This window comes from Sanguibacter sp. Leaf3 (assembly GCF_001425965.1).
Taxonomy (GTDB): Bacteria; Actinomycetota; Actinomycetes; order Actinomycetales; family Cellulomonadaceae; genus Sanguibacter; species Sanguibacter inulinus.
In genome coordinates this window covers 783,959-806,597 of sequence record NZ_LMRH01000002.1, presented here as the reverse complement: position 1 = coordinate 806,597, position 22,639 = coordinate 783,959, and the positions used below count along the sequence as shown (strand labels likewise).

The following is a 22,639-nucleotide window of genomic DNA, read 5'->3' as shown; positions in this document are numbered from 1 at the left end:
CAGGGCTCTGGGCCCTTTCGTCCCACCACCTCGCACGGCTACAGTTGCCGCGTGCCAGTGCTAGGTGTCTGCAGTCTGAAGGGCGGCGTCGGCAAGACGTCCGTCACCCTGGGTCTCGCCTCCGCCGCAGTGGCTGCGGAGATGCGCACCCTGGTCGTCGACCTCGACCCCCAGGCGGACACGACCCTCGCCCTGGGCGCGACAGGTGCCGCGGCACAGGACGTCGCAGCCGTCCTGGACAACCCGGCCCGGTACGTCGTCGACTCGGCGATCGCCTCGTCAGCCTGGGACCCCGACCTGCTCGACGTCCTCGTGGGGTCCTCGGACTCGGTCCGTCACGACGGTCCGACCTACGAGCACAGGCTCCAGAACCTCTCGAACGCGCTGAGCCCCCTCGACGAGTACGACCTGGTCCTCGTCGACTGCCCGCCCTCGCTCGGTGGCCTGACCCGGCAGGGACTCACGGCGTGCACCCGCGCCCTCGTGGTGACCGAGCCCGGGCTCTTCTCCGTCACGGCTGCGGCGCGCGCCTTCCAGGCGATCGACGCCCTGCGACGTGGCCCGGCGCCCGGGCTCCAGCCGCTCGGCGTGGTCGTCAACAGGGTGCGGGCGCGCTCCTCCGAGCAGACGTACCGCCAGCAGGAGCTCGACGGCATGTTCGGGCCGCTGATCCTCTCCCCCGCGATCCCCGAGCGCGCAGCCATGCAGCAGGCGCAAGGGGCTGGTCGGGCGATCCACGACTGGCCCGGCACCTCGGCGAGCGAGCTCGCGCAGGGCTTCGACGCTCTGCTGGCCCGGGCTGTGCGCGCGATGTCGGAGGTCTGAGACGCTCCACGCCTGAGCCGCCATGCGCCGATCAGTCGGGCGCCGAGACGGACGCTGCGACCGTGGCCCCAGTGCCGACCTGGTCCGGCCAGGGCCTCTGGGGTGCTCGGTCAGCCAGCCCCTGTCAGCCGGCGGTGCGGGCCTGGCGGCGTGCCGACAGCTCGTCGGGGACTGCTGCAGCCGGCTCGAGGCGCTCTGTCGGCAGGGTCGCGAGGGTGCCCTCGACCTCACGCCACACACGGCCGACGGCGATCCCGAAGACCCCCTGGCCGCCCTGCACGAGGTCGATGACCTCGTCGGCCGAGGTGCACTCGTAGACCGAGGCGCCGTCGCTCATCAGGGTGATCTGCGCGAGGTCGTCGACCCCGCGCTCACGCAGGTGCATCACTGCGGTGCGGATCTGCTGGAGCGAGACCCCGGTGTCGAGCAGACGCTTGACGACCTTGAGGACGAGGACGTCCCGGAAGCTGTACAGACGGTGGGTGCCAGAACCTGTCGCGGGACGGACCGTGGGCTCGACCAGACCGGTACGGGCCCAGTAGTCGAGCTGGCGGTAGGTGATGCCAGCAGCACGGCACGCGGTCGGACCGCGGTAGCCGATGGACTCGTCCAGGTCAGGGAGGTCCTCGTCGAAGAGGAGTCCCTGCGTGCGTCGGGGAGCGGGCGTCCCACCAGGGACGCCGTCACGACCGGTTCCGCTCACAGCTGCCTCCGTCTCGATGCCTCCACCTGGACCGCGCCGCAGGCTGCTGCCCGACGCCGTGCGTCGGTGCGCCTGCCGCTGTGCGACGGACCCCAGGTCGCGTCGGCGGGACGTGCCCGCCGAGCACCCGGTTCGTGGATGACCATGCTCACGCTAGGGGTCCGCGGTCACCGGGTCAACGACCGTCGGCGGACGACTTCTGGCGTGTCGGCCAGCGTCAGCGCGGGAGCTCGTCGATCCCCTGGCGGACCCACACCGTGTGCAGGCGCGCCATGAGCTCACCGAGCTCGGACGCCGTCGCCGCAGCCTGTCCCCGGGCGGCCGGTGACTGCTGACCGCGCAACGGCGAGACGACCTGGTCGACGAGGGTCACGTGCCTGTCGGCAGCCGACCGGAGCGTGCGCAGGTGCCGCGCCTCGATGCCGTAGACGCCGAGCTGGGCGGCCGTCTCGACGACGTCGCGCGCGAAGGCGTCAAAACGACCGCCGGCGTCAGGACGCAGCACACCGGCGTTGACGAGCTCTTCGACGAGCGCCACCGGCACCCCGCACTCGGCGGCGAGCAGGTCGGAGCTCGACGGCCCACGACCAGTCGTCGCGGTCTGGCCACCTCGTGCGACGAGCCGCGGGATGAGCGGCCTGTCGCTGCTCGCCACACCCTCGTCGAGGGCGCTCAGCTTGTCCTTGATGACCTTGAGCGGCAGGTACCTGTCGCGCTGCTCGATGAGCACGAAGCGCAGTCGCTCGACGTCGGCAGGGCTGTACTTGCGGTACCCGGACGAGGTCCGGACCGGCTCGACGAGCCCCTGCTCCTCGAGGAACCTCAGCTTCGAGTGGCTGATCGCCGGGAACTCCAGGCGCAGGCTGGCCAGCACGTCGGAGATCCGCATCGTCGCCTCGCGCGAGATGCCGTGGGGCCAGGTGTCGACGACCTCGGGAGCGGCTGCGTCGTCGCCCTGGTCCCTCGTCGGGTCGTGCGTGGGGCGCGCTGCGGTCACTCGGCGGCCGGCCCGTCGCTGGTCGCCTCGTGCTGGCGGGGGCTCGGGTAGAAGAGCATCCGGTACTTGCCGATCTGCACCTCGTCCCCGGCCTTCAGGAGTGCCGAGTCGATGCGCTCACGGTTGACGTACGTCCCGTTGAGCGACCCGATGTCCCGGACCCTGAAGTCGTCGAGCTCGCGGACGAACTCGGCGTGCTTGCGCGAGACCGTGACGTCGTCGAGGAAGATGTCCGACTTCTCGCTGCGGCCCGCGACGGTCTTGTCGTCGTCGAGGAGGAACCTCGACCCGCCGCTCTGGCCACGGCGCATCACCAGGAGCGCTGACGTGCGCGGCAGGGCGGCCACGGCCGCCTGCTCCTCGGCAGTGAGGCCTGGTGCTGCGGAGACGTCGTCCTGCAGACCGCTTCCGAAGCTGATCGTCGTGTCTCCGAGAGCCCTCTGGGCGGCAGCACGCGACTGGTCCGGCTGGCCCCCGGGGACTTCAGTGCTGCTACTCATGTCGCCTCCTGATCATGCGGTCCCGCGGTCGTCCACGGGTCTCTCTCGGCACTGACTGCGCTACCGGTCCGGCAGGCATCTGATCTGCACAACCTTAGATGGTCCGTCTAGGTGACGAAACCACCTCGACCCGCCCGTCTCACCCGTGCCGACCTGCTGGAGAGCACCGACGGGGCAGATCTCACCCGTCTGTCGCGGGCTTCGCGAACTGGGGGTCGGCCGGGTCGCGGACCGACCGGATCTGCACGAGCTCTTTCTGGGCGATCGTCGTGCGGCCACCGCTCGTGGTGATCGAGGCCATCGCCCCGCCCGGGATCGCCATCGCCGGCTCGAGGGTCTGCGGGTCGCCGATGACCGTCCAGCGGTAGGGCGGGGCCACGACGATCCCGTCGACCGAGACCCCCGAGGCTGTGTCCTCGAAATAGCTGCTGGTCACCATGCGGATCCCGTTGACGTCGATCGCCTCGGCGCCGGCGTTGCGCAGCTCTTCGAGGACGTTGAACAGGCGCGCAGCCGAGATCGGCGAGTCACCCTGCACGATCTGGATCTCGAGACCCGGGCCCTCGGCCGGCAGACGACCGGAGAGGATCCCCTGGATCTCGGCGTTCTTCTCGGCGAGCTCGACGGCCGCCTGCTGGGAGTCCGAGCCGGACCTCAGCTCGAACTCGGTCTCGCGCAGCGACGACGCCTCGCGCTCGAGGCTGTCGGATCGCTTGCTCACGTCGTCGAGGATCCGCACGAGGTCGGACTGGCGCAGGCCGGAGAACTCGTCCTGCTGGTTCTGCTGCAGCTGGACGACGAGCGCGAAGCCGAGGACTGCGCAGAGGACCGCTGCGAGCACCTGCGCCCGCGTCATCCGGGGACGGAAGGCCGACCGGAGACGGCTGCCCGGGGTCATCGCGGCGCGGGCGGCGCGACGCGCCTCCTCCGGGCTCTGCGGAGCCTGCTCGGAGCCCGACTCAGACGGGTCGGGACTCGGCGCGGCGGTCGTCGAGGGCCTCGCTGCTGATCCGCTGGCAGCAGGGCGCGGGGCTGGCGACGCGGCGGCCGGACGACCAGGGCGTGCGGCCGCGGCAGGCGTCGAGGATCCCGCCTTCTTGACGGGTGGTGGCCGCATGGCCGTCTCGCCGTCGTGCGCAGGGTTGGGCACGACCCTGACGACGCTCAGCGGGAGGACGACCTCGATCTCGTCGGTGTCCGGGTGGGTCTCCGCCCGGCTGCGGGGCGCGGTCGCCCCGACGGGGATCGAGGGCGGAGGCGTCGCGGCGGCGGGAGTCTCGGCGGCGGGCGTCTCGGCGGCGGCTGGCTCGGTCTCACCGGCAGCAGTCTCGGTCTCGCGGGCGACGTCGGGCTGCACGTGCGCGTCGGACGTGGCCTCGGGAGTGTCACGCGTGCCCTCGTCGGGGCCTCCGGTCGGCGTGCTCATGCCTTGAACAGGTGACGGCGGATGGCCGCAGCGTTGGAGAAGATGCGGATGCCGAGCACGACCACCACGCCTGTCGAGAGCTGCGTGCCGACGCCGAGCTGGTCACCGAGGAACACGATGAGCGCGGCGACCACCACGTTCGACAAGAAGGACACGAGGAAGACCTTGTCGTCGAACATGCCGTCGAGCAGCGCGCGCAACCCGCCGAAGAGCGCGTCGAGCGCAGCCACGACGGCGATGGGCAGGTACGGCTGGAGGTACACGGGCACCGTGGGCTCGAGGAGCAGCCCGGCGACCACCCCGATCAGCAGACCGAAGACCGGAATCACGTGTCACTCCCCCACCCAGTAGTTCCTGACGCCTCGGTCAGCATGTCAACCCTCGTCATTATCCTTGCCGACGGGGCCTGCGTAGAACAGCACGCGTGTCGGCCCCGCAGGCACTGTGAGCTCGTCGCTCGACGAGACGTTCGTCTTGATCCCGTACTGCGACCCGAGAGCGCTCAGCTGCCGGGCCGCGGAAGAGCGCGCCAGGCCGGTCTCCAGGTCGTTCGTGCCACCGATGGCGACCACCTCGTACGGGGCGCTCACACCGACCAGGTCGACGAGGATCGCGCTCCCGGCGCTGCGGATCGCCGTCGTGGACGTGAGGCGCTGGTCGTTGACGGCGATCGCCTCCGCGCCGGAGGCCCAGAGGGCGTTGACCAGCATCTGCAGGTCCGAGTCCTGCACGAGCGCCGCCGGCTCGTCGGCCGCGTTGGGCCCGTTCTCGACGGTGACCACGATGCCCTGGCCGCGGGCCGCGATCGTCCCGTTGGAGAGCCCGTCCTGCGTGAGCTGCTCGACAGCCTCCGGGTCGGAGGACGACAGCGCGGCGTCCCGCAGCTCGTCGATCGACGCCTGGAGGTCGGTGTTCGTCTGCGTCCGCTCGGCGAGCTGCGCACGACGGCTCGTGATCTCCTCGACGAGGAGCTCGCGCGCCGCGACCACCCCGGGTTGGGGTGCACGCAGCTGCTGGGCCGCGCTCGCCGTCGAGAAGCCGAGCACGACAGCCAGGACGAGCAGCCAGATCACGGTCCGGTTCCGGCGCGGCGGCGCCTCGCCCCGCGCCTTGCGACGTGCTGCCTCCGCGTAGCCCGCGTCGAGCGGTCGGTGCATCACCTCGTTGAGGAGGGTCATCGAGGCGTCGACGGGTGGGCGCTTCGCCAGGCTCGGGTCGTCCACGTGGTGGCCCGGCGTCACGACGGTGCCCCTGCGGCAGCGCGGTGCTCGGCGACGAGCTCGCGGGCCTGCACCACGTAGAGCGCACCCGAGGCCCAGTAGAGACCCACGCCCCACCACGCGAAGGCCCACCCTGCGGCGTGCGCGACTGCGCCGAGCGTCCCTGACGACTCCGCGAGCAGCAGCAGCGGGAAGGCGTAGAGCAGGGCGAAGGTCGCCGCCTTGCCGAGGAAGTTCACCGGCAGCGGCCCGTAGCCGAGGCGCGTGAGCGTCGGCAGGAGGCAGGCCATGAGGACGTCCCTGGACAAGATCACGACGAGCAGCCACAGCGGGACGACGTCGCGCCACGCGAGGGCGACCAGCGTGACGAGGATGAACAGGCGGTCGGCGGCAGGGTCCAGCACCTGGCCGAGCTTCGACACCTGGTCGAGCCGGCGGGCCACGGCGCCGTCGAGCCAGTCGGTGAACCCGGAGAAGGCGAGCACGAGCAGGGCGGCGACGTCGTGGGAGGTGATGATGAGGACGGCGAACACCGGCACGAGGGCCAGGCGCAGCATGCTGATGAGGTTGGGGACCGTGAGCACGCGTGTGCTCACCTGCTGCTCGTTCACCTCGGCCACCGCTGCCTGCCCCTCACCGTGCGCGTCCCTGCTGTGCTGTCATCTTAGGGGGCGGCACCGTCACGCCCTCCCCTGCTGCGTGCGCGACCAGCACCTTGTGGTCGAGGTCACCGCGCCCGACGCTGGTCTGCGACACCCTCCAGGGCGTACTGTGGAGCCATCCCTCGGAGTTTGTCGCGGGTCCCGCGTGTGCGTGTGTCAGTGGCCGGTCACGGCCCAGTGTGTGTGTTTCGGGATTGCGACTCCAGATCGACAGGTCGAGCTGACCTCCGCTTCCCCCACACCACTGAACGGTTGTAGTCCTCCATGACGTCTTCTGACACCTCTGCGCCCGAGAGCGCCCTCACCACCCCCACGCCTGCTGCTGAGGCAGTCACCTTCGCGGACCTCGGCCTCCCCGCCGAGCTGCTCTCCGCGGTGCTGGACCTCGGGTTCACCATCCCGTCGACCATCCAGGAGAAGGCCATCCCGGCCCTCCTCGCCGGCAACGACATCACCGGTGTCGCCCAGACGGGTACGGGCAAGACCGCGGCCTTCGGACTCCCGATGCTCGCCGCAGTCGACCCCGAGCTGCGTCGCACCCAGGCCCTCGTCCTGGCCCCGACTCGCGAGCTCGCCATGCAGGTCGCCGAGGCCATCGAGACCTTCGCCAAGCACCTCCCCGGCATCGAGGTCGTCCCCGTCTACGGTGGCTCCCCCTACCCGCCCCAGGCTCGTGCGCTCTCCCGCGGCGCGCAGATCGTCGTCGGTACCCCCGGTCGTGTGATCGACCACCTCGAGCGTGGCACGCTCAAGCTCGGTGACATCCGCTTCCTCGTCCTCGACGAGGCCGACGAGATGCTCCGCATGGGCTTCGCCGAGGACGTCGAGAAGATCTTCGGCGCCGCTCCGGTCGAGCGTCAGGTCGCCCTGTTCTCCGCGACGATGCCCCCGCAGATCCGCCGCGTCGCGCAGCACCACATGCGCCAGCCCGTCGAGATCGCCGTGTCGCGCCAGTCGTCGACCGTCACCTCGGTCACCCAGCAGTACGCGGTCGTGCCCTTCCGTCACAAGGTCGGCTCGCTGACCCGCGTGCTCGCCACCTCCGACGCCGACGCGGCGATCGTCTTCTGCCGCACCCGTGGCGCAGCAGAAGAGGTCGGCTCCGCCCTCATCGAGCGTGGCATCTCCGCCGCGACCATCTCCGGTGACGTGGCGCAGAAGGACCGCGAGAAGATCGTCGAGCGCCTCCGCGCCGGCGCCCTCGACGTCCTCGTCGCGACCGACGTCGCGGCCCGTGGCCTCGACGTCGACCGTATCGGTCTCGTCGTGAACTTCGACATCCCCGGTGAGCCCGAGGCCTACGTCCACCGCATCGGCCGTACGGGCCGTGCCGGACGCACGGGTGTCGCGCTCTCCTTCGTCACCCCGAACGAGCGCGGTCGCCTCAAGCAGATCGAGCGCACGATCCGTCAGCAGCTCGTCGAGATCGAGATCCCGTCGCCCGCCGACGTGTCGGCCCACAAGGTCGCCACGCTCCTCGGACGCGTGGACGCCCGTCGTGACGCCGGCCGCCTCTCGATGTACAGCGACCTCATCCGCACGCACATCGACACCCACGGCACCGACCCGGCCGAGCTCGCCGCGATCCTCGCAGCCCTGGCCGTCGGCGACGACGGCCCCCAGGCTCGCGAGGAAGAGGCAGCCTTCGAGGCGCAGCGCGCCGAGGCCCGTGACGCCCGCAAGCGTCGTGACGACGACCGCGCCCCGCGCGAGCGCCGTGACAACGACCGTCCGTCGCGCGGTGTCCGCCGCGAGTCGACCGGCACCCGGTACCGCCTCTCCGTCGGTCACACGCACGGCGCCCAGCCGAGCGGCATCGTCGGCGCGCTGACCAACGAGGGTGGCCTCTCGGGCAAGGACCTCGGCAAGATCGACATCTTCCCGTCCTTCTCGCTCGTCGACATCAGCGCCCCGCTCGACTCCGAGACGATCGACAAGATCTCCCGGGCCCGCGTCGCCGGCAAGGCGCTGCGCATCAAGCTGGACGACGGCCCCGCGCCGACCCGTCCCGCTGCTGGCGGCCCGCGCAACAGCGCACCGTCCGGCCGTCGCGAAGAGCGTTTCGACCGCAAGCCGCGCACGGACGCCCGCTACTGAGGCGCTGCTGACCGGTCGTCCCTGCGGGGACGACCGGTCGTAGGCACTGCGCACAGCACGACAAGAACCCCCTGCCTCTCGAAGCAGGGGGTTCTTGTCGTCTCGCTGACGGGCGGGGCTGACCGGCCTGCGGGGCCGAGCGCGTGCTGGTGTCAGACCGTGGGGCCCGAGCCGTCCTGCTCCTGGCCCTCGCCGTGGCGGACCACGAGGGCTGCGAGGCGCCGGGCCTCGCGCACCGCGTACTCGCCGTCGGCTCGTTGGACGGCCATGACCGGCCAGGTCGTGCCGTCGGAGATCTCGAGGAGCACCCACGGGTCGCCCGAGCCGAACCGCACTGCGAGGACCTGCGTCCACTCGAGGGTGCGCACTCGCAGGAGGTTGCGGACCGTGACGCCGTGCTCGTCCACGCGGGCGCGGACCGTGGCCTGACGCCAGAGGAAGACGCACCCGGCGACCAGGACCACCGAGGTGCCGAGGGCGTCGGCGGGCTCGTAGCCACGGCCGTCTGTGCCAGGAGCCTGCCAGAGGACGAGGAGTCCCCCGAGCACGATCACGACGATCGCACCGCAGGCCACGTAGCGGACGAACCGTGGCCTGAGGTCTGCGTAGACGTCACGTGCCATGGGCACTCCTCTCCGACCGGTCAGACGGCCGGGACCGTCAGAGCCTGCAGGCGTGGATCGAGGTCACCAGGATCGCACGGGCACCGACGTCGTACAGGGCGTCCATCACCTGGTTGGTCTCGGCGCGGCGGACCATCGCGCGGACGGCAGCCCAGTCGCGGTCGTGCAGCGGGGAGACCGTCGGCGACTCGAGGCCCGGGGTGATCGCCACGGCGGCGTCGACGAGAGACGCGGGGACGTCGTAGTCCATGAGGACGTACTCGTGCGCGGTGAGCACACCCTGGAGACGACGCGTCAGCGTGTCGAGACCGGCGGGCGACTCGACACCCTTGCGGCGGATGAGCACAGCCTCAGACCTGAGGATCGGGTCTCCGAAGATCTCGAGCCCGGCGGCGCGCAGCGTGGTGCCGGTCTCGACGACGTCGGCGATGACCTCGGCGACACCGAGACGCACCGAGCTCTCGACGGCACCGTCGAGGTGCACGATCGCTGTCGGGGTGATGCCGTGCTCGGCCAGGTACTGGCCGACGAGCACCGAGTACGAGGTCGCGACGCGGCGTCCTTCGATCTGCGCGATGTCGGTGATCTCACCGGTCGGCGCGGCGAAGCGGAAGGTCGAGCGGGCAAAACCGAGCGGGAGGTGCTCCTCGGCGTCGGCGGCCGAGTCGAGCATGAGGTCGCGGCCGGTGATCCCGGCGTCGACGGTCCCGGCACCCACGTACACGGCGACGTCACGCGGGCGGAGGAAGAAGAACTCCACGTCGTTGTCGGGGTCGGCGAGCACGAGCTCGCGGGTGTCACGACGCTGGCGGTAGCCAGCCTCGCGCAGCATCTCGGAGGCGGGCTCGGACAGGGACCCCTTGTTGGGGACGGCAATACGCAGCACAGGAGGACTCGCGTTCGTGAGAGAGGACGGGCGGTTCGTCAGAGGTAGGAGTACACGTCGTCGAGGCTCAGCCCCTTGGAGACCATGAGCACCTGCAGGTGGTAGAGGAGCTGGGAAATCTCCTCGGCCGTCTCGGCGTCGCTCTGGTACTCGGCGGCCATCCAGACCTCGGCGGCCTCTTCGACGATCTTCTTGCCGATGGCATGGACCCCTGCGTCCAGCTGAGCCACTGTGCCGGATCCGGCGGGTCGGTCAACGGACTTGGCGGTGAGCTCTACGAACAGCTCTTCGAACGTCTTCACGCCGACTACCTTAGTCGCCGGATCCGCTCCGCACCGACCGGTGTCCGACGGGTGGCACCCGTCGGACACCCCGGGGTCAGAGCGAGCGGAGCGCGAGGACCGTGGCGATCGCCGCCTCGACGGCCTCGGCGCCCTTGTCCTCGGAGCTGTCGGGCAGCCCGGCACGGTCCAGGGCCTGCTGCTCGGTGTCGACGGTCAGGACGCCGAAGCCGACGGGCACACCCGTGCGGACCGCGACGTCGGTCAGCCCGAGGGTCGTCGCCTGGCAGACGTAGTCGAAGTGCGGGGTCCCCCCACGGACGACGACACCGAGGGCGATGACGGCGTCGTAGCCGGCCTCCGCCGCACGGGCCGCGGCGACCGGCAGCTCGAAGGAACCCGGCACCCGGACCTCCTTGACGTGGGTCACGTGCGCGGCGACGAGCGCGCGACGAGCACCCTCGAGGAGCCCGTCCATGATCTGCGTGTGCCACTGGGCGGCGACGACGACGACCCGCAGGCCCGTCCCGTCGACCGTGATGCTGGGTGCTCCTGCGCCGCTCATCGTGCGTCCTCCGTCTGCTGTGTGGTGCTGGTCGTGGTGGTGGCTTCGGTCCCCTGGGGGGCCGGGTCCGCCGCGACCTGCGCGGCGAGGACGTCGCTCTCGGCGACGACGGTGTCGAGCACGTGTCCCATGAGCTCCTTCTTCGTGCGCAGGTACCGCTCGTTGTGGTGGGAGTGGCCGACCTCGAGGCGGACGGTCTCGGTGACCTCGACGCCGTGCGCGGCGAGCCCCGTGGACTTCGCGGGGTTGTTGGTGAGCAGCCGGACGCGCTGCAGGCCGAGGTCGACGAGGATCGCCGCCGCTCCCCCGTACTCGCGCCGGTCCGCAGGCCAGCCGAGGTCGAGGTTCGCCTGCACGGTGTCCCGGCCTGCGTCCTGGAGCTCGTAGGCGGCGATCTTCGCGAGCAGACCGATGCCGCGGCCCTCGTGGCCCCGCAGGTACACGACGGCGCCACCCTCACGGGCGACGGTCTCCATCGACGCCTCGAGCTGGGGACCGCAGTCGCAGCGCAACGACCCGAAGGCGTCCCCGGTGAGGCACTCGGAGTGCACCCGGACGACGGGGACGTCGTGCGGGGCCTCGACGCCGACGGGCACGAGCGCGACGTGCTCGGCGCCCGTGCGCATGTCGCGGTACCCGTGGATCCTGAAGGTGCCGTGCGCCGTCGGCAGGTCAGCGACGGACGTCGCGTGGACTCGTTCGCCCGGGAGCGGGAGCGGCTCGGCCTCGACGACGGGGTCGTGCTCGCGTCGCCAGGCGATGAGGTCTTCGATGGTCAGCAGCGCGAGCCCCTCACGCTCGGCCAGCGCGGAGAACTGCGGCATCCGCATCATCGTGCCGTCGTCGTTGACGAGCTCGGCGATCCCGCCGACCTCGCCGAGGCCAGCGAGACGCACGAGGTCGACCGCCGCCTCGGTGTGCCCAGCGCGGTGCAGGACACCGCCCGCCACAGCGCGCAGCGGGAGCACGTGGCCCGGTCGGATGAGGTCTCCCGAGCCTGAGGCGGGGTCGGCCAGCACGCCGAGGGTCCGGGTGCGGTCAGCGGCCGAGATGCCTGTCGTGACCCCCGTCGCCGCGTCGACCGTGACCGTGTAGGCCGTCCGACGAGGGTCCTGGGACTGCGGGACCATGAGCGGCAGCTCGAGCGCGTCAGCCCGCGACGCGGGCATCGGCGCGCAGAGGTACCCCGACGAGTGCCGGATGGTCCAGGCCACCCACTCGGTGCTGACGGTCGACGCTGCGAAGACCACGTCGGCCTCGTTCTCCCGGTCCGGGGAGTCCGAGACGAGGACCGGGCGTCCTGCCCGGAGCTCGTCGAGAGCCTCCTCGACGGTTGCGAGACGGGCGTTCATGCCCGTGCCCCGAGCAGACGCTCGACGTACTTCGCGATGACGTCGACCTCGAGGTTCACGGCGTCGCCGACCACGAGGGAACCGAGGGTGGTCGCCTCGAGGGTGGTCGGGATGAGCGACACCCCGAAGGTCGTCGTGGTCACGCTCGTGACGGTCAGCGACACCCCGCTCACCGTGATCGAGCCCTTCTCGGCGACGTACCGCGCGACGTCGGTGGACGTCTCGAAGACGAGGTCGTCCCACCTCTCCCCAGGGCTGCGGCTCACCAACGTGCCGACGCCGTCGACGTGCCCCTGGACGATGTGCCCGCCGAGCCTGGCGTCGGCCCGCATCGCGCGCTCGAGGTTGACCCGCCGACCGACGGCCAGCGACCCGAGGGCCGTGCGGCTCAGCGACTCCGGCATGACGTCGGCGGTGAACCCGCCCTCGGGGAGAGACGTGACGGTCAGACAGACCCCGTCGACCGCGATCGAGTCCCCGAGCCCGGCGTCCGAGACGACGAGCGGGCCCGAGACGGTGAGGACGGCGTCGCTGCGCGTGCCGTCCGGGAGCTCGAGGGCCGTGACGGTCCCGAGCTCTTCGACGATTCCTGTGAACATCTGCTTCTCCTGGTCGGTGGTGCAGGCCGCTGTCGGCGGCCGAGGTGGTGAGGTCACGCCCGCGCGCGAGACGGGCGAGACCTAGGGACGAGCGGAGGGCTCAGCACGCTGTGCGCGGAGCCGCTCGACCGTCAGGGCGGTGGTCGCACGGCCCGGGCCACGACGAGGACGTCCTCGCCGAGACGCTGCACGGTGCTCGTGGACCACCGGACGGCGTCGTCGATGCTCTGGCCACCGAGCGGCCCGACGACCCGTCGGCCCTCGCCCACGAGTACGGGCGCCACGTAGGAGTGGATCTCGTCGACCACGCCGGCCGAGACGAAGGCCGTCGCGACAGTCGGACCGCCCTCGACGAGCACGTGCCGCACCTCGAGCGCGGCCAGCCGTGCGAGAGCCTCGAGCACGTCGTGGGTGGTGAGGTGGATGAACCTCCCGTCGTCACCGCGGATGCGGGCGTCGTCCGGGACGGGGCGCTCCCCCATCACGGCACGGAGCGGCTGGTGGACCGGTGTGGTCGACGACCTCTCGTGGTCGTCAGCCAAGCCCGTCGCCGGACGCGCTGTGAGGGTCGGGTCGTCTGCGGCGACGGTCCCCGAGCCGACGAGGATCGCGTCGACGGTCGCCCGGACGCCGTGCGCGTGGCCACGTGACTCCGGTCCGGTGATCCACCGGCTCGATCCGTCGGCGGCAGCGACGCAGCCGTCGAGGCTCGTCGCCGTCTTGAGCGTCACGAAAGGACGCCCGAGGCGGACCGACGCGAGCCAGACCCGCAACAGCTCTTCACCGGCGTCGAGCATCAGCCCGGTGCGGACCTCGACACCGTGGGCGCGCAGGTGCTCTGCCCCGCCGGCTGCGACAGGGTTGGGGTCGCTCACGCTCACCACGACCTCGCCGACCCCCGCGTCGAGCAGCGCCTGCGCGCACGGACCCGTCCGGCCCGTGTGGTTGCAGGGTTCGAGGGTCACGACTGCCGTCGCTCCACGGACGTCGACGCCCGCGGCCTCAGCACGCGCAAGAGCGTCAGCCTCGGCGTGAGGTGTGCCCGCACCGCGGTGCCACCCGACGGCAAGGACGTCACGCGCGAAGATGCCTGGCGCGTCTGGTCCTGGGGCGGGCGCCAGCAGCACGCAGCCGACCTGCGGGTTGGGGCCGTGCGCGGGGCCCCGGCGAGCGAGGTCGAGGGCGTACGCCATCGCCTCGTCGAGGGTGAGTGGTGCTGCGTCCACGGAAGTCGCCTGTCTCTGCCTGTCGGTGCGGACGCGCTCCGGGGCAGGACGAGCGTGCCCCCGGAGGGTGCACGACATCACGGTGCGCCTGAGGCGTCGTGAGACACCGGCGCACCGCCACGAGACTCTTCCCATCCGGACTTTGACCGTCGGTCCTGGAGTTGCACCAGATCAACCGCACCGAGGTGCGGGTCGCGGACTGTTACCGCCGGCTCGGATTTTCACCGACCCCAGAGCACGTGTACTTGCTGGGGTCCACTATGCCACGAGCCCCGGACAGTCGTCTGGGTCGTCTGCCCGCGGCGCAATTCCCTGGCCAGGGACCTCACCCTCGGAGCAGGATGAGCCGATGCCCGACGACAGCACAGCCCTCAGCCAGGACGACAGACCGCATCGCTCCCCCGTCTGGACCGCCGACGTGCCCGGCGCGTCCGGGAGCCGGCTCGTCCGGCTGCCGACCGACGCCGTCGACGCCCTCGCGGCCGGCGATCTCGCGACAGCCCAGGGCGCCGTGGGCGACGACCTGCGCCTGACACCGTTCCTCGTGAGCCCGGGATGCCGACGAGTCTGGGTGTACCGCAGCCGACAGCTCGCTCGCACACCCTCGGACGCGGCCTGGGTGACGCGGCTGCTGGTCACCCCGGCGGGCGAGGTCGTCGGACGAGCCGGCTTCCACGGCGCCCCGGAGAGCGGCACCGTCGAGGTCGGCTACGAGGTCGACCCAGCGCGCCGCCGGAGAGGCCACGCCCGCGCTGCCCTGCGCATCCTCCTCGACGTCGCACGCCGTGAACCGGACGTGCGGACGCTACGTGCGACCGTCAGCCCTGACAACGAGGCCTCTAGGTTGCTCGTCGAGGCGCACGGTCTGGTCGTCACCGGCGAGCAGTGGGACGAGGAGGACGGTCTCGAGACGATCTTCGAGGTCGGGGTCGAGGCGTAGGTGAGGCGGCCGCTGCGCGGCTAGTGCCTGTGCGCCGACGCCATCGTGCGCAGGGTGTCGATCTCAGCCGGGATGTCCTCGGCTCCGTAGACGGCAGAGCCCGCGACGAAGACGTTCGCACCGGCCTCCGCCGCACGGTCGATGGTCGAGCGCGAGATGCCGCCGTCGACCTGGAGCCAGACGTCGAGGTCGGCCTCGCCGATCGCGCGGCGGGCCCGCTGGATCTTCGGGAGCGTGCCCTCGATGAAGGACTGGCCGCCGAAGCCGGGCTCGACGGTCATCACGAGGATCATGTCGATCTCCGAGAGCAGGTCGAGGTACGGCTCCACGGGCGTCGCGGGCTTGAGTGCGAGCCCGGCGCGGGCGCCGAGGCGACGCAGCTCGCGGGCGAGCCGCACGGGCGCGGCTGCGGCCTCGGCGTGGAAGGTCACCGACTGCGCGCCGGCCTCGGCGAAGCCCGGTGCCCAACGGTCAGGGTCTTCGATCATCAGGTGCACGTCGATCGGGATCGGCGACACCTGGACGATCCGCTCGACGACAGGCAGACCGAGCGTGAGGTTCGGGACGAAGTGGTTGTCCATCACGTCGACGTGCGCGTAGTCGGCTGTCGAGATCGCCTGGAGGTCACGCTCGAGGTTCGTGAAGTCCGCCGACAAGATGCTGGGTGAGACGAGTGCACTCATGCGGCCCACACTAGGCCGTGCAGCACGACGATCCCAGCCGAGCAGCAGCCCGGACAGGCCGCACAGGTCACCGTCGGGCCCGGTGACCTGCAGGCCCGGTCGCCCACAGACCCGGTCGTCTACAGCCCCGGTCGTCTACAGACCGGTGCGGCGCAGCAGCGTGAGGTGCATCGCGTCCGTGCCGTGCAGGTGCGGCCACAGCTGGACGTCGAGGCGCTCGGCGAGCGGGACGTCGGTGCCGGCGATCTCCGTGACGAGGGCGCGCGCGTCGAGCATCTCGACCGCCCCCTCGGGGAGCGCGGCGAGCACGTCCGAGACGACAGCACGCGTCTCGGCGAGGTGCGGCGAGCACGTCACATAGCCCACCACTCCCCCGTCCCGGACGGCGTGCAGCGCCGACGTGAGCAGCTCCCGCTGGAGCGCGGCGAGCACCTTGACGTCCGCGGGCGAACGGCGCCAGCGCGACTCCGGACGCCTGCGCAGCGCCCCCAGTCCCGTGCACGGTGCGTCGACGAGGACGCGGTCGTAGGCACCGGGCTCTTGCTCGCCGATGTCACGACCGTCCCACACCTGCACCCGCTCGACGGAGTCGGCCGGCACGGCGACGAGCGCACGGTCGACGAGGTCTGCGCGGTGCGGCTGCACCTCGTTGGCCACGACCCGCGCGCCGCGCGTCCCGGCGATCGCCGCCAGGAGCGCAGCCTTGCCGCCGGGGCCTGCGCACATGTCGAGCCACCGGGCGTCGGCCCCCTCGACAGGCGCCTGGGTGAAGGCGAGGGTGACGAGCTGGCTGCCCTCGTCCTGCACCCCGGCGAGCCCGGCGCGGACCGCGGGTACAGCGCCCGGGTCGCTGCCGTCGAGCACCACCGCGGTCGGCGTCAGACGCCCGGGGCGAGACTCGACCTGCTCGCCGAGCTCTTCCTGCGTGACCAGACCTGGACGGGCGACGAGGGTCACCCGAGGAGCCGCGTTGTCGGCCTCGAGCAGCGACCCGAGCTCGTCGACGGGACGCCCCGAACCCACGAGCGAGTCGCGCAGCGCGCGGGTGATCCACTGCGGGTGGCTGTCGACCACAGACATCCGGGCGATCTCGTCCGTCTGTGCCGCCTCGACGGTCTCGAGCCACTCTTCGAGCTCGGTGCGCGAGATCTTGCGCAGCACGGCATTGACGAACTGCGCGCTGCCGGCGCCGACACGCTCACGCGCCAGACCGACAGTCTCCGAGACAGCCGCGTGCGAGGGGACGCGCATGCCCAGCAGCTGGTGCGCGCCGAGGCGCAGGACGTCGAGGACCGGGGCGTCGATCTTGTCGAGAGGGCGGTCCACGCACTCGGCGATGATCGCGTCATAGCGACCGCGCAGCCGCAGCGTGCCGTAGGCGAGCTCGGTCGCGAAGGCGGCGTCGCGGCCGGAGATGCTGCGAGACCGCAGCATCGGCGGCAGCACGAGGTTGGCGTAGGCGTCGGAGTCGGCGACCTCGCGCAGCACGTCGAAGGCGACGAGACGGGCGGAGTCGGTGCCCTTGCGGCGCTCGCTCGGGGCGAGCGAGCCGCGGTGGCCCTCTCCGCGGGCACGAGCGCCGCCGCGCTCGCGACCCTTGGCGTCGCGTCGGTCGTCGGAGCCACGCCGGTCGTCAGCGCTGCGTCGGTCGTCGGTGCCGCGCTGCGGGGTACGGTCGTCGGCGCTCATGCGGAGGCCTCCTGGCCGAGGCGGATACCGTCGCCGAGGCGGGCCCCGCGGGCCCAGTCGGCGGCGTTCATGGGCTTCTTGCCTGCGGGGCGGACCTCGCCGAGCTCGACGGGCACAGTCGCCGTACCCACCCGCACAGCCGACTTCGTCACCTGGACCTCACCCGGCGCGAGGGACACCTCGAGGGGCTCGTCGAGCGGGGTCACCGGGCCGAGACCGAGACGGGAACCGTCGGGCAGGGTCGTCCAGGCCCCGGGGGCGGGGGTGCAGCCGCGCACCAGACGGTCGACGGCGTGGGCAGGGTGGGTCCAGACGACCCGGGCGTCGTCGACGGTGAGCTTCGCGGCCAGGCTCACGCCGTCGGTCGGCTGCGGCACGGGGATCATGTGGCCGTCCTCGATCGCGTCAAGGGTCGCGACGAGCAGTCCTGCGCCTGACCTGGACAGCCTGTCGAGCAGGTCGCCCGAGGTGTCGCGGCGGCGGATCGTCTCGGTCGCGGTGCCGAGGACGGGTCCGGTGTCGAGGCCTTCCTCGATGAGGAAGGTGGTCGCGCCGGTGACCTCGTCGCCCGCGATGACGGCCCGCTGGACGGGCGCCGCGCCGCGCCAGGCGGGCAAGACAGAGAAGTGCAGGTTGACCCAGCCGTTGCGAGGCACGTCGAGCACGGCCCTCGGCAGGATCTCGCCGTAGGCGACGACAGGCGCGCAGTCGACCTGCAGGGATTCGAGACGCTCGACGAAGCCCTCGCTGCGCGGGCGGTCGGTGATGACCTCGATACCGGCCTCCTCGGCACGCTGACGCACCGGGCTCGGGACGAGCTGTCGTCCGCGCCCTGCCCGTGCGTCAGCACGGGTCAGCACGGCGACGACCTCGTGCCGCGACCCGATGAGGGCCTCCAGGGCAGGGACAGCTACGGCCGGGGTCCCGGCGAAGAGCAGACGCATGCCCCCAGTCTACGAGGGCGACAGCAGGGGCCTGACGCACGGTCGGCCACGGAGCCGGGTGCCCTGGCCTGAGGCTCGCATGTCCTCAGCCCAGCAGCCCCAGCCTGACGAGCTCGAGGCGCAGCGCCTCGGCCGAGGTGAAGTGCACGGCGTGCAGCCCGACGCTCCGAGCGGCCTCGACGTTGCGAGGTGAGTCGTCGACGAACACCGTGCGTGCCGGGTCGAGCGCGAACCTGTCGATCGTCAGCCGGAAGATCTCAGGGTCCGGCTTGGCGAGGCCGACCTCGCCGGACACGACGATCCCCTCGAGCACGCCGATCGACGGGGCCGCGGGGACGGCGTGGTGGAAGAGCTCGGCCGACCAGTTGGTGAGCCCGTAGAGCCTGGTGCCCGTCGCGAGGAGCTCGTCGACGATCTCGGCCGAGCCTGGGACCGGACCGGTGAGGCTCGCTGCGAAGCCGTCCACGTACCTGTCGACGAGGTGGGCGTGCTGCGGCCAGCTCTCCTCGACGAGGGCCCTGAGCTCGGCCCACGGTCGCCCGGCGTCCTGCTCGTGGTTGCGCACCAAGAAGTCGGTCTCGGCGAAGAACGCGTCGACCTCGCCATGGCTGAGCCCCTCGAAGGGACCGTAGGGGTCCCAGCCGACCAGGACGTTGCCCAGGTCGTAGAGGACGGTGTCGACGACGGGAACCGCTTCGACCACGCGGACCGCTTCGATCTCAGGGGCACTCTCGTCGATGGTCACAGCATCTCCTTCGGGTCGAGGACGACAGTGATGAGCCCAGCCTCCCGGCGGGCGCTCGCGACGGCGAGGGCCGCCGCGAGATGGCGGGCGAGATCACGCCCTCGGGCGACCGGGACACGCAGGATGGCACGGACCTCGGCCTCGAGGCCTCCCCCGGCGCGCGACCGCGCAGTCCCGCTGCCGGGCTGGACAGCTCGGCTGACCGCGGGTCGACCGGTGCGGCCGACCGACGGCGCGCGCTCGGGCTGGGCGGCCACGACGGGCTCGGGGAGCTCGACAGGCCCGAGGACGGACCCACCCTCGGGGAGGGTCACCCTGGAGAGGAAGAGCGCCACGGCGTGCCGGTCCCCGGTGACCGACGCGATCCGGACGGCCGGGGGCATGCTCAGCTCAGCCCGCTCGTCGAGCTCGCGTCCGGCCAGGCCCGCAGGGTCCCAGCGGACCAGGGCGTTGGTGGGGGTCGGGGCTGCGTCGCCGACGAGCAGCAGCCGCCCGCCGAGCCGGCTCGGTCGCACGAGCGCCCCGGCGGTGATCCAGCGGTGCAGAGCCTCCTGGTCGGTGTACAGACCGACGGGGCTGGTCGAGACCGCTGCGTCGAGCAGCACCCCGACGGAGTACCCCGACGGGGCGACAGGCTCGGCACCGGGCGTCGAGACCACGAGTGCCGGCTTGTCGGGCACCTCGGAGAGGATCCCGGAGGCAGACCGGGCGCCCGAGACCCGCACGGTGGCACCCGGGAAGGCCTTGCCGAGCTCTTCAGCGGTGCGGTCGCTGCCGACCCGGACCGACCGGAGGCCTGTCGCGGAGCACTCGGGGCAGCGCCAGCCGCCCGCGAGAGCGCCGCACCACGAGCACTGCGGGACCGCGTGCGCTCCGTGGAGGGCGAGCGGGCCGTTGCAGGCAGTGCAGCGGGCAGCCGTCCTGCACCGGACGCAGGCGACGACGGGCAGGTACCCGGCGCGCGGGACCTGGACCAGCACCGGGCCGTCGAGCAGCCCCTTGGTGATGGCCTGCCACGCAGCCCCGGGCAGGCGCGCAGCCCCGGCTGGTCCTTCGCGGGCGACCTCGACCGAGGTGAGCGCCTCGACGCGAGGGGTCTCGGTGCGCACGGTCTGACGGTCGGCGACGATCTCGCGCGCCCACCCGCTGCGGACGAGGGCCTCGGCGTGGATCGACCGGCTGAGCCCTCCGACGAGCACCGCGCAGCCTGTCTGCTCGGCCCTCAGCGCGAGGATCTCTCGCACGTGCGGGTACGGCGCCCGACGCTCCTGGTGCATGGCGTCGACGTCGTCCCAGCACACGGCGAGCCCGAGGTCGGCGACGGGCGCGAAGGCCGCAGCCCGGGTACCGATGACGATCTGCGCCTCGCCGCGCAGGGCGGCGAGGAAGTTGCGGTAGCGCGGCGTCGGTCCGAGGTCGGCGGTCAGCGGGACGAAGCAGGGTGCCTCCGGCTGCTCGGCAGCGTGCTGGGGCGACCACCCGGGCACGCCAGCCTCTACGAGGGCCTGGGCGAGCCTGTCGACGTCGTGGGCGTCCGGGAGGACGACGACGGTGCCCCGGCCGCCGGACGCTGTCGCGAGAGCCGCCTGCGCCAGCGCCGCCGGCCACCCGGCCGTCCGGCCCTGGCCGGGGAGCGCGGTCCAGACGGCGCGCGGAGAGTCCCCTGCCCGCAGGCGCCCGAGGAAGGCGTCACCGCCGCGGTAGACGGACCAGGCCGTCACGCTGCCGGCTGTCGTAGCCGTCGGGACCGGGGCGGTCAGGTCCGGCTCCGCGCCAGTCGCTCCGGGCTCACCTTCCGCCCCGGACGCTACCCGCGTCTCGAGGGCTGTCGGCTCCTTCTCGACGCGGGCGAGCCGCGGCGGCACAGCCAGCCGCAGGACGTCGCTCAGCGAGCCCGCGTAGTAGTCCGCGACCCGGCGCGCGAGGTCGGCGACCTCAGGGGTGAGCACAGGCTGCGGTGAGACGACCTTGCGGATCGCGACCAGGTTGCCGGTGTGCGTGGTGCTCGCGGCGCGCTCCATGACGTAGCCGTCGACGTCTTGAGCGCCGAAGCGCACCTTGACCCGGACCCCGGGCTGGGCGTCGTCTGACAGCGCCGCCGGGACCGTGTAGTCGAAGAGCCTGTCCAGGTGGGCGGGTGCAACGTCGACGCACAGCCGGGCTATCGGCAGGTCGGTGGCGAGCGCGAGACCTGTCTCCGACCTCGACGGGACCGGCCTGGGCGCAGAGAGGCCTGGCAGCATCTGCTGCTCGCTCTCGGGCTGGGCGGTCACCCGTCTCCTTCGTCTCGTCTACGGCTCCCCGGGCACGTCGTGACGACAGCCTCGGGCACCAGGTCTCCTCCTACCCTAGGAGACCGGACCGACAGCATCGTCCAGCGCGCGGGTCCTGTGCACGGAGACCGCCGAGACCGCGCTGTGGACGAGCAGGTGTCCTGCTGCGCCCCTGGAGACCAGCGTCAGACCGCGGACTGGAGGTCGGCGACCCTGTCGGTCCGCTCCCAGGTGAAGTCCGGCAGCTCACGGCCGAAGTGACCGTAGGCCGCGGTCTGCGCGTAGATCGGGCGCAAGAGGTCGAGGTCACGGACGATCGCGCCTGGACGCAGGTCGAAGACCTCCTTGATCGCCGCCTCCAACCGTGCGCTCGGGACGGTCTCGGTGCCGAAGGTCTCCACGTAGAGGCCCACGGGGTGCGCCTTGCCGATCGCGTAGGCCACCTGGACCTCGCAGCGGCGGGCGAGCCCTGCGGCCACGACGTTCTTCGCGACCCAGCGCGTGGCGTAGGCGGCGGAGCGGTCGACCTTCGACGGGTCCTTGCCGGAGAAGGCGCCGCCGCCGTGGCGGGCCATGCCGCCGTAGGTGTCGACGATGATCTTGCGTCCGGTCAGACCGGCGTCACCCTTGGGCCCGCCGACGACGAAGGTCCCGGTGGGATTGACGATGAGCCGGTGGTCGGCGGAGGAGAGGTCGAGCTCGGCCAGGACCGGGGCGACGACGAACTCAGCGACGGCTGCGCGCAGCTCGTCCTGGCGGACGTCGGGGTCGTGCTGGGTCGACAGGACGACGGTGTCGATCGCGACGGCCTGCTGACCGTCGTAGGCGACGGTCACCTGGGTCTTGCCGTCAGGACGCAGACCGGCAAGCGTGCCGTCCTTGCGCACCTGCGCGAGGCGCTCGGCGAGACGGTGGGCGGCGAAGATCGGCAGCGGGAGCAGCGTGGCGGTCTCGTCGGTCGCATAGCCGAACATGAGGCCCTGGTCCCCGGCGCCCTGGGCGTCGAGCGGGTCGACCTCACCGCTGTCGACGCGCATCTCGAGAGCCTTGTCGACACCCTGCGCGATGTCCGGCGACTGCTGGCCGATCGACACCGAGACCCCGCAGGAGTCCCCGTCGAAGCCGATCGAGGACGAGGTGTAGCCGATCTGCTTGACGACCTGGCGGACGATCTGAGGGATCTCGACGTAGGCCTCGGTGGTCACCTCGCCGGCCACGTGCACGAGGCCCGTGGTCACGAGGGTCTCGACCGCGACACGGGAGGACGGGTCCTGCTCGAGGAGGGCGTCCAGGATGGAGTCGGAGATCTGGTCGCACACCTTGTCCGGGTGTCCTTCGGTCACGGACTCGGACGTGAACAGGCGCAGAGACTCAGTCATGCCGGACAGGATACGGGGAAGGTG

23 protein-coding genes and 1 riboswitch are annotated in these 22,639 nt (G+C 71.8%); of the genes, 3 read left to right on the top strand and 20 right to left on the bottom strand.

Going from position 1 to position 22,639, the window contains the following annotated elements; all coding sequences use genetic code 11:
• Positions 1-51: 51 nt before the first annotated feature.
• The gene (locus tag ASG53_RS11045) at positions 52-825 is read left to right on the top strand and encodes a ParA family protein (protein ID WP_056132732.1); all 774 of its coding nucleotides are present in this window, start codon (positions 52-54) and stop codon (positions 823-825) included.
• A gap of 124 nt (positions 826-949) precedes the next feature.
• On the opposite strand, the gene ASG53_RS11040 is transcribed toward ASG53_RS11045, so the two are convergent.
• The 7 genes from ASG53_RS11040 to ASG53_RS11010 form a co-directional block, all read right to left on the bottom strand.
• On the bottom strand, positions 950-1,528 hold the full coding sequence (locus tag ASG53_RS11040; protein WP_056132729.1) for a MerR family transcriptional regulator: 579 nt from the start codon (positions 1,526-1,528) through the stop codon (positions 950-952).
• A gap of 217 nt (positions 1,529-1,745) precedes the next feature.
• Positions 1,746-2,525, bottom strand: coding sequence for a transcriptional regulator FtsR (gene ftsR / locus ASG53_RS11035; RefSeq protein ID WP_056132726.1), 780 nt, complete (start codon positions 2,523-2,525; stop codon positions 1,746-1,748).
• Complete coding sequence (locus tag ASG53_RS11030) at positions 2,522-3,025, bottom strand: FHA domain-containing protein (protein WP_056132722.1); 504 nt, start codon at positions 3,023-3,025, stop codon at positions 2,522-2,524. Before ASG53_RS11030 ends, ftsR begins: the two co-directional genes overlap by 4 nt.
• Positions 3,026-3,206: 181 nt before the next feature.
• On the bottom strand, positions 3,207-4,451 hold the full coding sequence (locus ASG53_RS11025; protein WP_056132719.1) for a DUF881 domain-containing protein: 1,245 nt from the start codon (positions 4,449-4,451) through the stop codon (positions 3,207-3,209).
• On the bottom strand, positions 4,448-4,780 hold the full coding sequence (locus ASG53_RS11020; RefSeq protein WP_012866819.1) for a small basic family protein: 333 nt from the start codon (positions 4,778-4,780) through the stop codon (positions 4,448-4,450). The genes ASG53_RS11025 and ASG53_RS11020 overlap by 4 nt, the downstream gene beginning before the upstream one ends.
• Positions 4,781-4,825: 45 nt before the next feature.
• Complete coding sequence (locus tag ASG53_RS11015) at positions 4,826-5,692, bottom strand: DUF881 domain-containing protein (protein ID WP_056132717.1); 867 nt, start codon at positions 5,690-5,692, stop codon at positions 4,826-4,828.
• Positions 5,689-6,267 carry a CDP-alcohol phosphatidyltransferase family protein gene (locus tag ASG53_RS11010; RefSeq protein WP_268793423.1) on the bottom strand — a complete coding sequence of 193 codons (579 nt, stop codon included), beginning with the start codon at positions 6,265-6,267 and terminating at the stop codon, positions 5,689-5,691. Before ASG53_RS11010 ends, ASG53_RS11015 begins: the two co-directional genes overlap by 4 nt.
• 330 nt (positions 6,268-6,597) lie before the next feature.
• Here ASG53_RS11010 and ASG53_RS11005 point away from each other — a divergent pair, with 330 nt between their 5' ends.
• On the top strand, positions 6,598-8,430 hold the full coding sequence (locus ASG53_RS11005; RefSeq protein WP_056132713.1) for a DEAD/DEAH box helicase: 1,833 nt from the start codon (positions 6,598-6,600) through the stop codon (positions 8,428-8,430).
• A 152-nt stretch (positions 8,431-8,582) separates the two neighbouring features.
• Here the strand turns inward: ASG53_RS11005 and ASG53_RS11000 are convergent, their stop codons facing one another.
• The 7 genes from ASG53_RS11000 to ribD all read right to left on the bottom strand — a co-directional run bounded on the left by ASG53_RS11000 (position 8,583) and on the right by ribD (position 13,929).
• Positions 8,583-9,053: a PH domain-containing protein gene (locus ASG53_RS11000; protein WP_056132711.1), complete on the bottom strand. Its 471-nt coding sequence runs from the start codon at positions 9,051-9,053 to the stop codon at positions 8,583-8,585.
• 37 nt (positions 9,054-9,090) lie between these two features.
• Positions 9,091-9,939, bottom strand: coding sequence for an ATP phosphoribosyltransferase (gene hisG / locus ASG53_RS10995; RefSeq protein WP_056132708.1), 849 nt, complete (start codon positions 9,937-9,939; stop codon positions 9,091-9,093).
• 38 nt (positions 9,940-9,977) lie between these two features.
• A complete protein-coding gene (locus tag ASG53_RS10990; RefSeq protein ID WP_056132703.1) occupies positions 9,978-10,241 on the bottom strand; it encodes a phosphoribosyl-ATP diphosphatase in 264 nt (87 codons plus the stop codon).
• 76 nt (positions 10,242-10,317) lie between these two features.
• Positions 10,318-10,785 (bottom strand): 6,7-dimethyl-8-ribityllumazine synthase, encoded by a 468-nt coding sequence (gene ribH, locus ASG53_RS10985; protein WP_056132700.1) that lies wholly within the window; start codon positions 10,783-10,785, stop codon positions 10,318-10,320.
• A complete protein-coding gene (locus tag ASG53_RS10980) occupies positions 10,782-12,137 on the bottom strand; it encodes a bifunctional 3,4-dihydroxy-2-butanone-4-phosphate synthase/GTP cyclohydrolase II (RefSeq protein WP_056132697.1) in 1,356 nt (451 codons plus the stop codon). Before ASG53_RS10980 ends, ribH begins: the two co-directional genes overlap by 4 nt.
• Positions 12,134-12,736 (bottom strand): riboflavin synthase, encoded by a 603-nt coding sequence (locus ASG53_RS10975; protein ID WP_056132692.1) that lies wholly within the window; start codon positions 12,734-12,736, stop codon positions 12,134-12,136. Before ASG53_RS10975 ends, ASG53_RS10980 begins: the two co-directional genes overlap by 4 nt.
• Positions 12,737-12,867: 131 nt before the next feature.
• Positions 12,868-13,929 carry a bifunctional diaminohydroxyphosphoribosylaminopyrimidine deaminase/5-amino-6-(5-phosphoribosylamino)uracil reductase RibD gene (gene ribD, locus ASG53_RS10970; RefSeq protein WP_082543976.1) on the bottom strand — a complete coding sequence of 354 codons (1,062 nt, stop codon included), beginning with the start codon at positions 13,927-13,929 and terminating at the stop codon, positions 12,868-12,870.
• A gap of 151 nt (positions 13,930-14,080) precedes the next feature.
• Positions 14,081-14,204, bottom strand: a riboswitch (FMN riboswitch).
• A 107-nt stretch (positions 14,205-14,311) separates the two neighbouring features.
• Here ribD and ASG53_RS10965 point away from each other — a divergent pair.
• Entirely contained in the window at positions 14,312-14,902 is a 591-nt protein-coding gene (locus ASG53_RS10965; RefSeq protein ID WP_082543975.1) for a GNAT family N-acetyltransferase, read from the top strand.
• 20 nt (positions 14,903-14,922) lie between these two features.
• Here ASG53_RS10965 and rpe read toward each other — a convergent pair whose 3' ends face one another.
• The 6 genes from rpe to metK all read right to left on the bottom strand — a co-directional run bounded on the left by rpe (position 14,923) and on the right by metK (position 22,615).
• Entirely contained in the window at positions 14,923-15,585 is a 663-nt protein-coding gene (gene rpe / locus ASG53_RS10960; protein ID WP_056132690.1) for a ribulose-phosphate 3-epimerase, read from the bottom strand.
• Between the two features lie 135 nt (positions 15,586-15,720).
• Positions 15,721-17,274, bottom strand: coding sequence for an RsmB/NOP family class I SAM-dependent RNA methyltransferase (locus tag ASG53_RS10955; protein ID WP_056132687.1), 1,554 nt, complete (start codon positions 17,272-17,274; stop codon positions 15,721-15,723).
• Positions 17,271-18,218 carry a methionyl-tRNA formyltransferase gene (gene fmt, locus ASG53_RS10950; RefSeq protein ID WP_056132684.1) on the bottom strand — a complete coding sequence of 316 codons (948 nt, stop codon included), beginning with the start codon at positions 18,216-18,218 and terminating at the stop codon, positions 17,271-17,273. The genes ASG53_RS10955 and fmt overlap by 4 nt, the downstream gene beginning before the upstream one ends.
• An 85-nt stretch (positions 18,219-18,303) precedes the next feature.
• The gene (locus ASG53_RS10945; protein WP_327286731.1) at positions 18,304-18,963 is read right to left on the bottom strand and encodes an HAD family hydrolase; all 660 of its coding nucleotides are present in this window, start codon (positions 18,961-18,963) and stop codon (positions 18,304-18,306) included.
• Entirely contained in the window at positions 18,960-21,236 is a 2,277-nt protein-coding gene (locus ASG53_RS10940) for a primosomal protein N' (protein ID WP_156382755.1), read from the bottom strand. The genes ASG53_RS10945 and ASG53_RS10940 overlap by 4 nt, the downstream gene beginning before the upstream one ends.
• A 185-nt stretch (positions 21,237-21,421) precedes the next feature.
• A complete protein-coding gene (gene metK, locus ASG53_RS10935; protein WP_056132681.1) occupies positions 21,422-22,615 on the bottom strand; it encodes a methionine adenosyltransferase in 1,194 nt (397 codons plus the stop codon).
• Positions 22,616-22,639 lie beyond the last annotated feature (24 nt).

Bases quoted from the DNA above. Each gene is read 5' to 3' on its own strand.
- fmt (WP_056132684.1), bottom strand. From the start codon at position 18,218: ATGCGTCTGCTCTTCGCCGGGACCCCGGCCGTAGCTGTCCCTGCCCTG.
- ASG53_RS10980 (WP_056132697.1), bottom strand. From the start codon at position 12,137: ATGAACGCCCGTCTCGCAACCGTCGAGGAGGCTCTCGACGAGCTCCGG.
- rpe (WP_056132690.1), bottom strand. From the start codon at position 15,585: ATGAGTGCACTCGTCTCACCCAGCATCTTGTCGGCGGACTTCACGAAC.
- ASG53_RS11025 (WP_056132719.1), bottom strand. From the start codon at position 4,451: ATGAGCACGCCGACCGGAGGCCCCGACGAGGGCACGCGTGACACTCCC.
- metK (WP_056132681.1), bottom strand. From the start codon at position 22,615: ATGACTGAGTCTCTGCGCCTGTTCACGTCCGAGTCCGTGACCGAAGGA.
- ASG53_RS10965 (WP_082543975.1), top strand. From the start codon at position 14,312: ATGCCCGACGACAGCACAGCCCTCAGCCAGGACGACAGACCGCATCGC.
- ASG53_RS10955 (WP_056132687.1), bottom strand. From the start codon at position 17,274: ATGAGCGCCGACGACCGTACCCCGCAGCGCGGCACCGACGACCGACGC.
- ASG53_RS11005 (WP_056132713.1), top strand. From the start codon at position 6,598: ATGACGTCTTCTGACACCTCTGCGCCCGAGAGCGCCCTCACCACCCCC.
- ribD (WP_082543976.1), bottom strand. From the start codon at position 13,929: ATGGCGTACGCCCTCGACCTCGCTCGCCGGGGCCCCGCGCACGGCCCC.
- ASG53_RS10975 (WP_056132692.1), bottom strand. From the start codon at position 12,736: ATGTTCACAGGAATCGTCGAAGAGCTCGGGACCGTCACGGCCCTCGAG.
- ribH (WP_056132700.1), bottom strand. From the start codon at position 10,785: ATGAGCGGCGCAGGAGCACCCAGCATCACGGTCGACGGGACGGGCCTG.
- ASG53_RS11030 (WP_056132722.1), bottom strand. From the start codon at position 3,025: ATGAGTAGCAGCACTGAAGTCCCCGGGGGCCAGCCGGACCAGTCGCGT.
- ASG53_RS11000 (WP_056132711.1), bottom strand. From the start codon at position 9,053: ATGGCACGTGACGTCTACGCAGACCTCAGGCCACGGTTCGTCCGCTAC.